This window comes from Arthrobacter sp. NA-172 (genome assembly GCF_043952055.1).
Taxonomy (GTDB): Bacteria; Actinomycetota; Actinomycetes; order Actinomycetales; family Micrococcaceae; genus Arthrobacter.
The window spans coordinates 1,306,047-1,320,707 of record NZ_JBINOT010000003.1 but is presented as its reverse complement, the minus strand read 5'-3'; the positions used below and the strand labels follow the sequence as shown (position 1 = coordinate 1,320,707).

General features: G+C 64.8%; 6 protein-coding genes and 5 pseudogenes. 3 read left to right on the top strand and 8 right to left on the bottom strand.

Annotated elements, in window-relative coordinates:
* Nucleotides 1-53: 53 nt before the first annotated feature.
* The 7 genes and pseudogenes from ACF0H6_RS20340 to ACF0H6_RS20310 form a co-directional block, all read right to left on the bottom strand.
* Nucleotides 54-591, bottom strand: a pseudogene (locus ACF0H6_RS20340) (arginine repressor).
* On the bottom strand, nucleotides 591-1,604 hold the full coding sequence (gene argF, locus ACF0H6_RS20335) for an ornithine carbamoyltransferase (RefSeq protein ID WP_395251226.1): 1,014 nt from the start codon (nucleotides 1,602-1,604) through the stop codon (nucleotides 591-593). The pseudogene ACF0H6_RS20340 and the gene argF overlap by 1 nt, the downstream one beginning before the upstream one ends.
* Nucleotides 1,601-2,893 carry an acetylornithine transaminase gene (locus ACF0H6_RS20330; RefSeq protein ID WP_395251225.1) on the bottom strand — a complete coding sequence of 431 codons (1,293 nt, stop codon included), beginning with the start codon at nucleotides 2,891-2,893 and terminating at the stop codon, nucleotides 1,601-1,603. Before ACF0H6_RS20330 ends, argF begins: the two co-directional genes overlap by 4 nt.
* Complete coding sequence (gene argB, locus ACF0H6_RS20325; RefSeq protein WP_395251224.1) at nucleotides 2,890-3,846, bottom strand: acetylglutamate kinase; 957 nt, start codon at nucleotides 3,844-3,846, stop codon at nucleotides 2,890-2,892. The genes ACF0H6_RS20330 and argB overlap by 4 nt, the downstream gene beginning before the upstream one ends.
* Nucleotides 3,847-3,858: 12 nt before the next feature.
* Nucleotides 3,859-5,010: pseudogene (gene argJ, locus ACF0H6_RS20320) on the bottom strand (bifunctional glutamate N-acetyltransferase/amino-acid acetyltransferase ArgJ); the annotation flags it as partial.
* 9 nt (nucleotides 5,011-5,019) lie between these two features.
* Nucleotides 5,020-6,052: pseudogene (argC, locus tag ACF0H6_RS20315) on the bottom strand (N-acetyl-gamma-glutamyl-phosphate reductase).
* A 113-nt stretch (nucleotides 6,053-6,165) separates the two neighbouring features.
* Nucleotides 6,166-7,255, bottom strand: a pseudogene (locus ACF0H6_RS20310) (fatty acid desaturase family protein).
* Nucleotides 7,256-7,480: 225 nt separating this feature from the next.
* Between ACF0H6_RS20310 and ACF0H6_RS20305 the strand changes: the two are divergent.
* From ACF0H6_RS20305 to ACF0H6_RS20295, 3 genes and pseudogenes are all read left to right on the top strand, one after another.
* The gene (locus ACF0H6_RS20305; protein WP_395251223.1) at nucleotides 7,481-8,446 is read left to right on the top strand and encodes a quinone oxidoreductase family protein; all 966 of its coding nucleotides are present in this window, start codon (nucleotides 7,481-7,483) and stop codon (nucleotides 8,444-8,446) included.
* Between the two features lie 140 nt (nucleotides 8,447-8,586).
* A pseudogene (locus ACF0H6_RS20300) lies at nucleotides 8,587-12,487 on the top strand (Pls/PosA family non-ribosomal peptide synthetase).
* A 139-nt stretch (nucleotides 12,488-12,626) separates the two neighbouring features.
* Nucleotides 12,627-14,006, top strand: coding sequence for a M1 family metallopeptidase (locus tag ACF0H6_RS20295; RefSeq protein ID WP_395251222.1), 1,380 nt, complete (start codon nucleotides 12,627-12,629; stop codon nucleotides 14,004-14,006).
* Here ACF0H6_RS20295 and ACF0H6_RS20290 read toward each other — a convergent pair.
* Nucleotides 13,999-14,625, bottom strand: a complete 627-nt coding sequence (locus tag ACF0H6_RS20290; RefSeq protein WP_395251221.1) for a 4'-phosphopantetheinyl transferase family protein — start codon at nucleotides 14,623-14,625, stop codon at nucleotides 13,999-14,001. The genes ACF0H6_RS20295 and ACF0H6_RS20290 overlap by 8 nt on opposite strands.
* Nucleotides 14,626-14,661: the final 36 nt, after the last annotated feature.

Below are 14,661 nucleotides of genomic sequence, written 5' to 3'. Positions count from 1 at the left end.
TGCTCCTTTGTTGTTGCTTGGTTCTTGTTGATGATGGTCAATGCTTGGGTGGCTCAGTTGCCGGTGCCGGCTTCTTCCGCAAAGGCCAGGAATCGCGCCGCCAGGGCCGCCCCGCCGTCGGGGTCCCTTGCGATCAGCAGTACAGTGTCGTCGCCTGCGATCGTACCCAATACAGACGGCATCACCGAGTGGTCGATGGCCAGGGCCAGGAAGTTGGCGGCACCCGGAGGTGTCCGCAGCACCGCGATGTTGCCTGAAGCCTCTGCGGTTACCAGCAGCTCGCCACAGAGCCTGGACAGGCGCGCGTCAAGGGTTTCCTGGGTGACACCGCTCTTGGCGTTGCGGTCACCGCCCTCGCCGGGCACCGCGTAAACCAGTGCGCCCTCCTTGCCGCGCACCCGGACCGCCCCCAGTTCCACCAGGGTCCCGGGACAGGGTCGCCTGGGTGACCTGGACGCCGTCGTCCGCCAGCAACGCCGCGAGCTCCGCTTGCGAGCGCACGGACTCGCCGGTGAGGATCGCGGTAATCCGCGCCTGCCGGGCTGTCTTGGTGGCGGGGCTGGCGCCTTGCGGCACCGGGTTCGTGGACACTAGAACGTACTCTCCCCTGTTCCCTCAACGGGGGAAAGACCGCTGACGAATGCGAGTCCGGACCGGTGCATAAGCCAGGCCATGAGCGCCTTCTGGGCGTGCAGGCGATTCTCGGCTTCGTCCCAGACGATGGACTGCGGCCCATCGATGACGCCGGCGGAGATCTCGTAACCGCGGTAGGCGGGGAGGCAGTGAAGCACGACGGCGTCCGGCGCGGCCTGCGCCATGGCTGACTCGTCCACGGAGTAGTCGCGGAAGAGCTGCATCCGGGCTTCCTTTTCGGCTTCCTGGCCCATGGATACCCACGTATCGGTTGCGACAACGTCGGCCCCCTTGAGAGCCTCCGAGGCGTCGCTGGTGATGAGCACGGAGCCACCCGTTTCGGCAGCACGTTCTTCTGCCGCGGCGACAATCTCAGCGGCAGGCAGGTAGCCCTCCGGTCCGGCGATCCTCACGTGCATGCCCGCCGTGACGCCGGCCAGGAGGTAGGAGTTGGCCATGTTGTTTGCGGCGTCGCCGAGGTAGACCATGGTGAGGCCCTTGAGTTCACCCTTGTGCTCCTTGACCGCCAGGAGGTCCGCCAGGAGCTGGCAGGGGTGGTAGTCATCGCACAGGGCGTTGATGACGGGAACCTTGGAGTTTTCGGCCATGGCGACCAGGCCTGAGTGGGCGCCGGTCCGCCACACGATGGTGGAGACCATGCGCTCAAGGACCTTGGCAGTGTCCTCGACGGATTCCTTGTGCCCGATCTGGGCCTCACCCGGGTTGATGATGAGCGCGTTCCCTCCCATGTCTGCTACGCCAGTGGCGAAGGAGACCCGGGTGCGGGTGGACGTTTTGTCGAAGATGATGGCGACAGTCTTGCGTCCGTTGCCCTCGGCCGCGAACGGCTGGACACTGTACGGTGCAGCCTTCATCCGGACGGCGAGTTCAAGCACCTCGGCTTGCTCGGCGGGTGTCAGGTCCGTGTCCTTGAGGAAGTGCCGTGTCGTGGAAGTGCTGGGTGCGTTCACTGTGCGTCCTTCGCGGTCAGGGTTGCTGCGGTTTCGATGATGCCGGGCAGCGCGTCGAGGAAACGGTCGGCTTGCTCGGGCGTCAGGATGAGCGGTGGCGCCAGCCGGATGGTCCGCGGGCCGGGGCTGTTGATGATGAATCCTGCGTCGAGTGCCGCTGTCACCATGGCCGGCGCGATGTCGGCGTCGACGTCGAACCCGATCAGGAGGCCCTCGCCGCGGACTTCCGTGACGGCGTCGACGTCGGACAGGCCAGTCCGCAGCCGCTCGCCAATGGTGAGCACGTTCTCCAGCACGCCCTGGCTCTCGATGGCATGCAGGGTGGCGAGGGCGGCGGCCGTGGCCACCGGATTCCCGCCGAAGGTGGTGCCGTGCTGACCCGCTGTCAGGAGCGACGACGTCGGCTCCCCGAACGTGATGAGCGCGCCCACCGGGAAGCCGCCGCCCAGGCCCTTGGCGAGGGTCACGGCGTCGGGAACAATTCCGGCGTCCTCGCTGGCGAGCCACTTGCCCGTCCGGCCGATGCCGGTCTGGACTTCGTCAAGGATCAGCAGCGCGCCGGCAGCCGTGGTCGCTTCACGGGCTGCCCGCAGGTATTCGACGCCGAGCGGGCGGACGCCGGCTTCGCCTTGGATGGGTTCGAGGAAGACGGCAGCAGTGGTTTCGTCGACGGCGGCGCGAAGGGCCTCGATGTCGCCGAACGGGATGTGGACGACTCCGCCGGGCAGCGGCTCGAACGGTGCCCGGTAGGCTTCCTTGGCGGTCAACGCCAGGGCACCCATGGTGCGGCCGTGGAAGGCCCCCTCGAGGGCGATGATCTTGGTGCGCTTGCCTGTTTTAGCGCCGGCGGAACCCACGGCGTCAGCAGCGTTGTTGCGCCGCGCCAGCTTGAACGCCGCCTCGTTGGCTTCGGTGCCGGAGTTGGCGAAGAACACCTTGGATCCGGCAGGAGCCTTGGTGATGGCCAGCAGTTTCTCGGCGAGCGCGATCTGGGTGGGACTCGTGAAGAAGTTCGAGACGTGGCCCAGGGTGGCGAGCTGGCTGGAGATGACGGACGTGACAAAAGGATGGGCGTGGCCCAGTGCGTTGACGGCGATACCGCCCAGAAGATCCAGGTATTCCTTGCCGTCAGCGTCCCAGACAAGGGCGCCGGCGCCGCGGACCAGGACGCGCTGCGGGGTACCGAAGACGCCCATGAGAGAGGACGAGTAGCGCGCAAGCCAATCCGCCCCGGTGCTGTGGGAGACGAGCGCTTCTGCGGGCGTTTCGATCAATTCTGCTTCGTTCATGAGTTCACTTCCTCATCGGGGACAACTTGGGTTCCAATGCCCGCCGTCGTGAAGGTTTCAAGGAGCATCGAGTGCGGGAGACGCCCGTCAACGATGTGCGCGCGTTCCACTCCTTCGTCGATGGCTTTCAGGCAGGCGGCCATTTTCGGGATCATGCCTGACTCCAGTCGCGGCAGCATTTCCCGCAACTCCGTGGCCGTCAGCGAGGAGATGAGCGAGGACTTGTCCGGCCAGTTCGCGTACAGGCCTTCGACGTCAGTCAGGATGACGAGCTTGGACGCGCCCAGCGCGGAGGCCACGGCAGCAGCGGCTGTGTCCGCGTTGACGTTCAGCACCTGGCCGGTGGTCTGGAAGGAGTTGCCGTCGTCAATGATCTCAGGGGCCACCGTGGAAATCACGGGGATGCGGCCCGCGTCGAGGATGTCCTCGATACCGGTGGGATCAACCCCCACCACTTCGCCCACCAGACCCAGGCCCACTTCTTCGCCGTCCACCACAGTGCCGGTGCGCACGGCGCGCAGGAGCCCGCCGTCTTCACCGGACATGCCCACCGCGTAAGGGCCGTGGGAATTGATGAGGCCCACCAGCTCGCGGCCCACTTGACCAGTGAGCACCATGCGGACCACGTCCATGGCCTCAGGGGTGGTGACTCGCAGGCCACCCTTGAATTCGGATTCGATGCCGAGCCTGCTGAGCATCGAGTTGATCTGAGGGCCGCCCCCGTGCACGACGACCGGGTGGATGCCAACATGGTGCAGGAAAACGATGTCCTCTGCAAAGGCCCGGCGAAGTTCCTCGTTGACCATGGCATTGCCGCCGTACTTGATCACCATGGTGGTGCCGGCGAAGCGCTGGATCCAGGGCAGCGCCTCGATGAGGGTTGCGGCCTTGTCCTGGGCTGTTTTTGCCGATTCGGCGCCGATCGACGTGTTTTCGCGGGTGTGCGCGGTCATGGTCATCCCCGTTTAGCTCGAGTAGGCGCTGTTCTCATGCACGTATTCGTGCGTGAGGTCGTTGGTCCAGATGGTGGCCTCCGCGTCTCCGGCCTGAAGGTCGATCTCCACCAGCACTTCCCTCGGCTCGAGGTCGACGAGGTTGCGGTCATCGCCGATGCTGCCGTTGCGGCAAATCTGGATGCCGTTCATGGAGACGTTCAGCTGGTCCGGTTCGAAGACGGCATCCGTGGTGCCCACCGAGGACAAAACGCGGCCCCAGTTGGGATCCTTGCCGAAGATGGCGGTCTTGAAGAGGTTGGAGCGGGCTACGGAACGGCTGACGATTTCTGCGTCGCGCTCGCTCGCTGCGTTGAACGTACGGATGGCGATGTCGTGGCTGGCACCCTCGGCGTCGCCGATCAGCTTGCGGGCCAGCTCGGCACAAACCTGCGTGACTCCGGCACCGAGCTCTTCCGCGGACGGCATTGCTTCGGAAGCCCCGGATGCCAGCAGGACCACAGTGTCATTGGTGGACATGCAGCCATCGGAGTCCGCGCGGTCAAAAGTGACGCGCGTGGCGTCGCGGAGCACGACGTCGAGCTCTTCGGCCGGAACCTCGGCATCCGTGGTGAGTACCACAAGCATGGTTGCAAGTCCCGGTGCCAGCATGCCGGCACCTTTCGCGATCCCGCCCACCGTGAAGGTCCTGCCTTGGGCATCGGTGCCGGTGAAGACTGCTTCCTTCGCAACACTGTCGGTGGTCATGATGGCCGTCGCGGCGGCGGAACCGCCGTTTTCGGAGAGCGCAGCGAATGCTGCGTCGATGCCAGGGACGATCTTGTCCATGGGCAGTTGCTCACCGATGAGGCCGGTAGAGCAGACCACGACGTCGGAAGCGGAGATCCCGAGGACAGCCGCCACTTTTTCAGCGGTTGCGTGGGTGTTCTGGAACCCCTGGGGCCCGGTGCAGGCATTCGCCCCGCCGGAGTTCAGCACCACTGCATCCACGCGCCCGTCGGAAACAACCTGGCGGGACCAGTGCACGGGGGCCGCGGCGACGCGGTTGGAGGTGAAAACAGCTGCGGCGGCCTTGAGCGGGCCGTCATTGACGACCAGAGCGAGGTCGGGGTTGCCCGATGCTTTGATGCCGGCTTTGACACCGGCGGCACGGAATCCCTGGGGCTGTGATGGTCACGGGGCAACTCCTTGGACATTGAGGCCGGCGGATTCGTCCAGGCCGAGGGCGATATTCATGGACTGTACGGCGCCGCCGGCGGTCCCCTTGGTCAAATTGTCGATGGCGCACGTGACAATCACGCGGCCGGAGTGTTCATCGAACGCCAATTGCATTACGGCGTGGTTGGAACCCTGGACCGATTTGGTAGTGGGCCACTGACCCTCAGGCAAAAGGTGCACAAATGGTTCGTCGTCATAGGCTTCGGCCCAGGCGCTGCGGAGATCCGCCGCAGTGACGCCTGCCTTGACCTTGGCTGTCGCGGTGCTGAGGATGCCTCGGCTCATGGGCGCGAGGGTGGGAGTGAAGGAAACTGTGACCTGAACACCTGCGGCGTTGGAGAGGCCCTGCTCAATCTCGGGGGTGTGGCGGTGGCCGCCGCCCACGCCGTAGGGACTCATGGAGCCCATGACTTCGGAGCCGATCAGGTTGACCTTCGCGGCCTTGCCGGCGCCCGACGTACCTGAAGCCGAAACGATGACGACGTCTTCCGGCTGGAGAAGCTTATTGGCGAACCCGGGCGTAAGGGCGAGCAGGGCCGACGTCGGGTAGCAGCCAGGGCACGGCAATGCGCTTGGCGCCCTTGAGGGCTTCGCGCTGGCCCGGGAGCTCGGGCAGCCCATAGGGCCACGTCCCGGCATGGGGCGAGCCGTAGAACTTTTCCCAGGCCGCGGCATCTTCGAGCCGGTGGTCCGCCCCGGCGTCGATCACCAGGGTGCCTTCGGGCAGCTGCGCGGCGATCTCTGCGGAGGTTCCATGCGGGAGCGCCAAGAACACGACGTCATGGCCTGCGAGGTTTTCCACGCTCGTGTCTTCAAGAATCCGGCTGGCCAAACCATGGAGATGCGGCTGCAACTCACCTAGTCTGGAACCTGCGTTGCTGTGCGCGGTGATGGCACCAATGGTGACATCTGGATGGCCGGCCAAGAGGCGCAGGACCTCTCCCCCGGCATAGCCACTGGCACCGGAGACAGCAACAGAAATAGTCATGGCAAGACTATACAGCAAAAATATTCATAGTTGCCGATAATTATGCACGCCTGCTTCCTGCCGACCCCGCGCGGAAGTCGCCGTCGGCCGTTGAGCGGCAGGGTTGTGGACGCTCAGCCTCGGCCGTGAGCCGAAGCCACCGGACAATCAAATCCGCGTCCCGCGGCGAGCCCGACCTCATTGAGGTACCTCACGACTATGCCGTAGGACTGCACCAGGGTTGTTTCCGTGTATGGGATGGAATGCGTAGCGCAGAACGTGCGGACGATCGCGGCTGCGCGGTGCAGCTGGGGGCGGGCCATGTCAGGAAAGAGGTGGTGCTCCACCTGGCGGTTGAGGCCGCCGAGCAGGAAGTCCATGAAGCGTCCGCCGGAAATGTTTCGGGACGTCAGGACTTGCCGACTGAGGAAATCGACCCGGCTGTCGGCGGGCAGGACAGGCATGCCTTTGTGGTTCGGGGCGAAGGAAGCACCCATGTAGAAGCCATAAACCATGATCTGGACAGCGATGAACGCAAAGGCCATCCCCAGGGGAAGGAAAGTGAATGCGAGGACGGGCAGGGCAAAGAGGCGGCTCAACAGAATGGGTGTTTCCACCCAGCGGTGCCGCACGTTCTCGCGTCCCACGGACGAAGCGGATGGAGTCGAACTGCAAGCTGATTCCGAGCAGGGTCAGCAGCGGGAAGAAGAGCCAGCCCTGCTTGCGCGTCAGGAAGGCGAGCCGTCCCCGTCGGGCAGCGGCGGCCTCAGCGTGGAAAACGATTGCGTTGTTCCGGATGTCAGGATCTTTGGAAATCACGTTGGGGTTGTTGTGGTGTGCGCCGTGCTTTTGCTCCCACCACGAGTAGCTAATGCCTGCGATGCCTGTAGCAATGAGCCGGGCAGACCAGTCGTTTGCCCGGCGCGAGGCGAAAACCTGCTTGTGCCCGGCTTCGTGGGCCAAGAAGCTCAGTTGGGTGCAAAAGATTCCTACGGCCGCAGCAATAAGCAGCTGGTACCAGGAGTGGCCAAGCATCGCGAAGCCCAGCCATGTGCCGGCCATGAGGATCATCAGTGCCACGAACAGCCAAATATAGAACCCGCTTCGGCGTTCAAGCAAGCCCTCGGCACGGACGCTTTTGAGCAGTTCCGAATAACTGTGAACAACGGGATTTGGCCGAATGAGCCGGGGTTTCGGGCGCTCAGCGGTGGATGTGGGTGCCATAAAGGGTTGTGCCCCGTATCAGTAACGGGCAACGCTGCAGCCGACGTTCGGTCTGCACGGTCTGGATCACCCTTTATTCAGCATACGCTGGCGGACCAAACGTCAGGCGTACCGTCCAGGGCGTGGCTGAGGCCAATCAGGGACGCTGACTGGACATCCCACCGACTCCTCTCCCTAGGATGGTTGAGAAGCGGTACGAAAGTACCTCGACGGAGAAGGAGACCCATGACGCACGCGATCATTGCCCGGCAAGCCGGAGGCCCCGAGGTCCTCGAACTGACCGAGGCGCAGGTTCCCGCGCCCGGGCCACACCAGTTGCTTGTCAAGGTTGCGGCGGCCGGAGTGAATTTCATTGACACCTATCAACGCGGTGGCATCTACAACGTCGAGTACCCGTTCACTCCCGGCGCCGAGGCTGCGGGCACTGTTGAGGCTATCGGCGCAGATGTCGAGGACTTCGCGATCGGAGACAGGGTCGCCACCGCAGAAGGCTCGCGCTGCTATGCCGGGTACACCCTGATAGACGCCAGCAAGGCATTTCCGGTGCCGGACGGCGTCGACGACCACACGGCGGCTGCCCTGCCGCTCCAGGGGATGACCGCGCACTACCTGATCAACTCTTCCTTCCGCGTGGAACCCGGCCATACGGTTCTGACCCACGCCGGCGCCGGCGGGGTGGGCCTCATCCTGACGCAATTGCTCAAGGCCCGCGGCGCCCGCGTCATCACCACAGTCTCCTCCGACGAGAAGGAAGTCCTGGCCCGGGAAGCCGGCGCGGATGAGGTCCTGCGCTACGCCGGATTTGCCGACAAGGTCCGCGAACTGACAGCGGGCGAGGGCGTCCACGTCGTGTACGACGGCGTCGGCAAGGATACGTTCGACGATTCCCTTGCGAGCCTGCGCCTCCGCGGCGCGCTTGTGCTCTTCGGGGCGGCCTCCGGACCGGTGCCGCCTTTTGATCCCCAACGCCTGAACGCGGGCGGCTCCTTGTCCCTGACGCGTCCCACGCTTGGTCACTTCCTGCAAAACCCGCAGGAACGGCGCTGGCGTTCGGCGGAGGTCTTTGGCGCTGCCGCCAACGGAACGCTCAAGGTCCGGGTCGGCGGGAGTTACCCGCTTGCCGAAGCCGCCCAAGCTCACCGCGACCTTGAAGGCCGAAAGACCACGGGCAAGCTACTGTTGGTCCCATGATTGCATCAACGGCGAAGTGTCTTTTCGATTAACATTGGGGTAAGCCATAGCAACGGCCATGCGACCGCTAGCACTTTCTGTTCACCTCAATCCGAGAAGCTCTGAACGTGACCCAGGAACATGAACTTCCGGCGGACCGCCTGGAAATCCAGGCGGTGTATCTGCCCCAGCTGCAAGGCGGCCCAGCAGTACCGCCACCGCGCACGCTCATCGAGATTATCGATGCCACTGCAAGCACCTTCCCGGAAGCCTCCGCCCTTGATGACGGGCGCAAGTCGCTAAGCTACGCCGAGCTGATGGCGCAAGTGCGGAGCTTTGCCGCCACGCTGAATGCGGCGGGATTTGGCCCCGGAGACAAGATCGGTGTCCGGATCCCGTCCGGCACCAATGATCTCTACATCTCCATCCTTGCAATCCTCTCCATTGCGGCCGCCTACGTTCCGGTGGACGCAGACGATCCCGAGGAGCGGGCACGGCTGGTCTTCGGAGAAGCCCGCGTTTCCGCTGTCATCACCAAGGGCCGCAAGATCGAAGTTCCCGCGGAGCGGACCACGCCGCACCCTTCTCCGCGCGCACCAGGGCTGGAGGACGATTCCTGGGTCATCTTCACCTCCGGTTCCACTGGCACACCCAAGGGAGTCGCGGTCCAGCACCGTTCATCCGCAGCGTTTGTTGACGCCGAGGCACGGCTCTTCCTCCAGCAGGAACCCATCGGGCCACAGGACAGGGTCTTGGCCGGCCTTTCCGTAGCGTTCGATGCTTCTTGCGAGGAGATGTGGCTGGCGTGGCGGCACGGGGCCTGTCTCGTTCCGGCTCCGCGTGCGTTGGTTCGTTCGGGCATGGACCTGGGCCCGTGGCTCATCAACCACGGAATCACAGTGGTTTCCACCGTTCCGACGCTTGCCGCCCTCTGGCCCGCGGAAGCTCTGGAGAACGTGCGCCTGCTCATCTTCGGCGGCGAAGCCTGCCCGCCCGAACTCGCCGAACGGCTCGCCGTCGACGGCCGCGAAGTGTGGAACACCTACGGCCCCACCGAAGCGACGGTCGTAGCCTGTGCTGCTCCCTTGGGCGGTGGTGGCCCCGTCCGGATCGGATTACCGTTGGACGGCTGGGATCTCGCGGTCGTGGACTCCGCGGGGGTTCCGGTGGAAGAAGGCGGGACGGGCGAGCTGATCATTGGCGGCGTCGGGCTGGCCCGCTACCTCGACCCGGCCAAGGACGCCGAAAAGTATGCGCCCATGCCGTCCTTGGGGTGGGAACGTGCGTACCGCTCCGGCGACCTGGTCCGCTACGAAGAAGCGGGGCTCATCTTCCAAGGCCGCGCGGACGAACAGGTCAAGCTTGGCGGCCGGCGGATCGAACTCGGTGAGATCGACGCCGCACTGCAGGCGCTCCCCCGCGTCGGCGGGGCCGCCGCGGCAGTCCGTACGACGGCGGCCGGGAACCAGATACTGGTCGGTTACCTGGCCCCGGCCGGATCTGAGGACATCGACCTCGCGGCGTCCCGCGAAATACTCACCGATACCCTCCCAGCGGCGCTGATCCCGCTGCTGACGGTGGTGGATTCGCTCCCGACAAAGACCAGCGGAAAAGTGGACCGGCATTCTTTGCCCTGGCCTTTGGCCGGCGCAGGCGCCGCAGATGCCGACAAGGCACCACTGAACCTCCCGGAGGACGCACAATGGGTGGTTGAGCAATGGGAAAGCATCCTGGGTTCCCAGGTCACCTCGCTCGACGCCGACTTCTTCGCCTATGGTGGCGGTTCCCTCGCCGCGGCCCAGCTCGTCTCGGCGCTGCGCGTGCGTTACCCCACCATCACGGTGGCCGAGATCTATGCGACCCCTCGGGTGGGCGCCCTGATCGATACCGCGCGGCAATCCTTGCCTGAAGGCTGGGTCCCAGGGCCGGCAGCCGAACGCACCGTCCGCCCCACCACCCGGAAATCGCAAGTTTTCCAGACTCTGATGGGCATTTTCCTGAACATCCTGGTGGGCATGCGCTGGCTCACCTACCTGATGGCGGCCAATCACCTGCTGGCCGACTTCGCAGGATTCTCAGCAGCCCCCGTGGTGTCCTGGTGGTGGATCCTGGCTTCCTGGCTGGTATTCGTCAGCCCGCAAGGCCGCATGGCCATCTCGATCGTGGCCGCGCGGTCCCTTTTGCGTGGCGTCCAGCCCGGAACCTACCCGCGCTCAGGCAAAGTGCACCTGAGGCTGTGGCTGGCTGAACAGATCCAGGACCTCTCAGGAGCCATCAGCCTCGCTAGCGCCCCGTGGGTTCCCCACTATGCCAGGGCGCTGGGGGCGAAGATCGGGAACAACGTCCATCTGCACTCCTTGCCTCCCGTCACCGGACTGCTCTCGCTGGGCAGCGGCTGCAACATCGAGCCCGAAGTGGATCTCTCCGCCTGGTGGATTGACGGCGATTACGTCCACATCGGCGCCGTCCATGTGGGAGCAGGTGCGACCGTGGGCTCCCGCAGTACGCTCATGCCGGGAACCAGCATCGGCGCCGGAGCGCGCGTGGAGCCAGGTTCCGCCGTCCTGGGCAAGGTCAAGGCCGGGCACCTGGTTGCCGGCTCCCCCGCGGAACGTCGTGGGAAAGCCAAACGAGAATGGCCCGAGACCCCCTCGTCCCACCATCTGATCGGCCGGCTCTGGTTCACTGCGTTCGCCGCGGCTTCAGCTTTGCTGGCCCTGATCCCGTATGTCTCGGCATTTGCCGGTGCCTGCGTTGTCCTTGTCTTCATCCAAGGCAGGAATTCCCTGCAGGATTCCTTGCCGGAACTCCTGATTGCCGTCCCCTTGGCCGCACTGACTTGGTTCCTGTGCAACCTCGTGCTGATCCTCGCCACCACCCGGATGCTTGGCGTCGGCCTCCAGGAGGGGTACTACCGCGTCCGTAGCCGCGTCGGCTGGCAGGTCTGGGCCACTGAACGCGTTCTGGACATGGCCCGGGATTTGCTCTTCCCCATCTATGCCAGCCTCTTCACCCCGGTGTGGCTGCGCCTGCTGGGTGCCAAAGTCGGCCGCAACGTGGAAGCCTCCACGGTGCTTTTGCTGCCGCGCATGACGACCATCGGCGAAGGCGCGTTCCTCGCTGACGACACCATGGTGGCCTCCTACGAGTTGGGCGGCGGCTGGATGAAAATTGCACCGGCCAAGATCGGCAAACGTTCCTTCCTGGGCAATTCCGGCATGACTGCCGCAGGCCGGAACGTCCCCAAGAACTCGCTCGTCGCGGTACTTTCGGCCACACCGGCCAAGGCAAAATCGGGTACCTCCTGGCTGGGGAGTCCCCCGGTCAGGCTGCGGCGAACCGCCGTCAACGCAGACCAGAGCCTCACGTTCAACCCGCCGTTGGCGCTCAAGACCAAACGGGCCTTGTGGGAACTGTGCCGGCTTGTACCCGTCATCCTCACGGTGGCAATCGCCGTCGGCGTCATGTTGACGCTCGACTGGATCGCCTCGGTTTCCTCCTATTGGGTGGCCGCGGGTCCTGGGAGGCGTTGTGGTCCTCGCCGCGGGTGCCGTCGCCGCCGCAAGTTCAGTTGCCGCAAAATGGATCTTGGTGGGCCGCATCAAAGAGGGCGAGCATCCCCTGTGGAGCTCGTTTATCTGGCGCAACGAAGTGGTGGACACCTTCATCGAGATGGTCAGCGCGCCATGGTTCGCCCGATCTGCATCCGGCACGCCGGCGTTGGTCTGGTGGCTCCGCGGGCTCGGTGCCAAAATCGGCCGGGGTACTTGGTGTGAAAGCTACTGGCTGCCCGAGGCCGACCTCGTGACGCTCGGCGAAAGCTCCACCGTCAACCGCGGCTGCGTGATCCAGACCCACCTCTTCCACGACCGCATCATGAGCATCGATACCGTGGTGCTCGGAGACGGCGCCACGATGGGTCCGCACGGAGTCATCTTGCCGCGTGCCAGCATCGGGGCCGGAGGAACGGTGGGACCGGCGTCGCTCGTCATGCGGGGTGAAACCGTTCCTGCGGGCACCTACTGGATGGGCAACCCCGTCAGCCCCTGGACCGGCCCGTAGAGACCGGCCCGTAGCGACGGGACCGTAGAGACCGGCCCGTAGCGTAAATTGGCAGGAGGCTTCGGAACCCGCCGGCCAAGACAACCACTCGCCTGAAAAAATACCAGCACAGCAAGCTATACGGAGGCAGCCAGCGCACATGAGCCGCAGCGAACCAGGAACATCCACAACGGCCGCCGATCCCTATACCCTGCACCACGGGAGCACGGCCTTCCAGGTGCTGCGGTATGAGTTGGACCTGAACTACAGCCTGGGCAGCAACCGGCTCAACGGCCGTGCGATGCTTCGCTGCGTAGCCCTTGAAGGCCTGGATTCCGTAGTCCTGGATCTGGTGGGCTTGAAGGCTTCCAAGATCCTGGTGGACGGCAAGAAGGTGCCGAAGTTCAGCCCGCGCGGCGAGCATCTGGTCATCACTCCCAAGGACCGGCTCCGGGCCGGCCAGCCGTTCTCGGTGGAACTGCGCTACGACGGAAATCCGAAGCCGCGCCGGGGCCTGTGGGGCGAAGTTGGCTGGGAAGAGCTCGACGACGGCGTGCTGGTGGCGGGGCAGCCGAACGGCGCCGCTTCCTGGTTCCCGTGCAACGACCATCCTCGCCACAAGTCCAGCTACTTGATCAGCATCACCACCGACGACAACTACCGTGCCATCTGCAACGGGCGCCTTGTTTCCCACAGCCGGAAATCCAGCCGCGAGACCTGGGTCTATGAGCAGAGCGAGCCGATGGCAAGCTATCTCGCCACGGTGCAGATCGGCCGCTATCGGCTCCACCAGCTCAGTCCCTCCCCCCGCGGGCTCGACGCCGGAACAGCCCATCATGCCGATGTACCGCGGCACGCTCCGGTGCCCCAGTACGTTGCGGTCTCCCCCGGTTTGTTGACGGAGGCAAGCGAAGGCCTGGCCCGGCAAGCGGACATGATGCGCACTTTTGTGGAGTGTTTCGGTCCGTATCCCTTTGAGGAGTACACGGCCGTGGTCACTGATGATGAACTGGAAATTCCCCTTGAAGCCCAATCCCTTTCCATCTTCGGGCGGAACCACATGGAGCAATCATGGGAGGGCCAGCGCCTCATTGCCCACGAATTGTCGCACCAGTGGTTCGGCAATTCGCTCACCGTGAGCAGCTGGAGGGATATCTGGCTGCACGAGGGTTTCGCTTGCTACGCGGAATGGATTTGGTCCGAAGAGGCCGGAGTCATGTCCCTCGCCAACCGCGCGCGGACAGCCTGGCGCAAGCTCGACGCCGGCCCCCAGGACTTGGTGATCGGCGATCCCGGTCCGGAACACATGTTCGATGACCGCGTCTACAAGCGCGGCGCGCTGGCCCTGCACGCCATCCGCCGTGCTTGCGGTGACCCCGCTTTCTTCGGTTTGTTGCGGCATTGGACTGAGACCAAACGGCACAGCTCGGTCTCCACCCCAGAGTTCGTTGCGGCAGTCAATGCCTACGTTCCAGGACTCGACGCCGCCAGCGTGCTGGAACCGTGGCTGTACCAGGCAAGGCTCCCCGCCTTCAGCTAGTCCCCGTTAATGCGAATCGAACCGCGAGGGCGGCTAGTAGTCCGTTCGGGAGATCCTGGACGTCGACGCTGGCAGGGAGCTCGAGGTCCCACAGTCCCTGCCTTTCGAGCACGTCGAGGGAATCCGGGCTTACCCTGAGTCCTTCGCCTGTCATCTTCAGCCAGGCTTCCTTCCGCGCCCACAATCGCGCCCGCTCCCGCGAGCGACGCATGGGTTCCACCCGGTCGAGATGGCGCCGTTCCCGGACGGTCAGGGCAACGTCGTCGAAGCCGGCGAATTCCGTGGCCGCGGCATTTTCCAGATCGACTCCCAGCTGCAGAACGGCTTCCGGACGCACGACGGCGGCAAACAACACCCAGCCCGACGCCCGCGAGGCGCTCAGCAGCAGTGGTGCAGGGTCGCCGTCGAGCAGGTACCCGGGCCGGCCGTGGGCGATGTCCGGGCCGGTCCCGCATTCGGGGCACTCATAGGCTGCGCGAAGCTTCGAGGCGGGGACGCCCAGGAGGGTGGCGGCAAAGGTCTGCTGGGCCACCCTGGACACCAGGAATTCCAGGCGCAGGACGGGGGCCATGGCGTTTCCGCGAAGCATCTCGGCCGGAGACAGCAATTCCGCCGCCATCTGCTCGATGGCGGCGGAATCGGCAAGGTCCAGGGG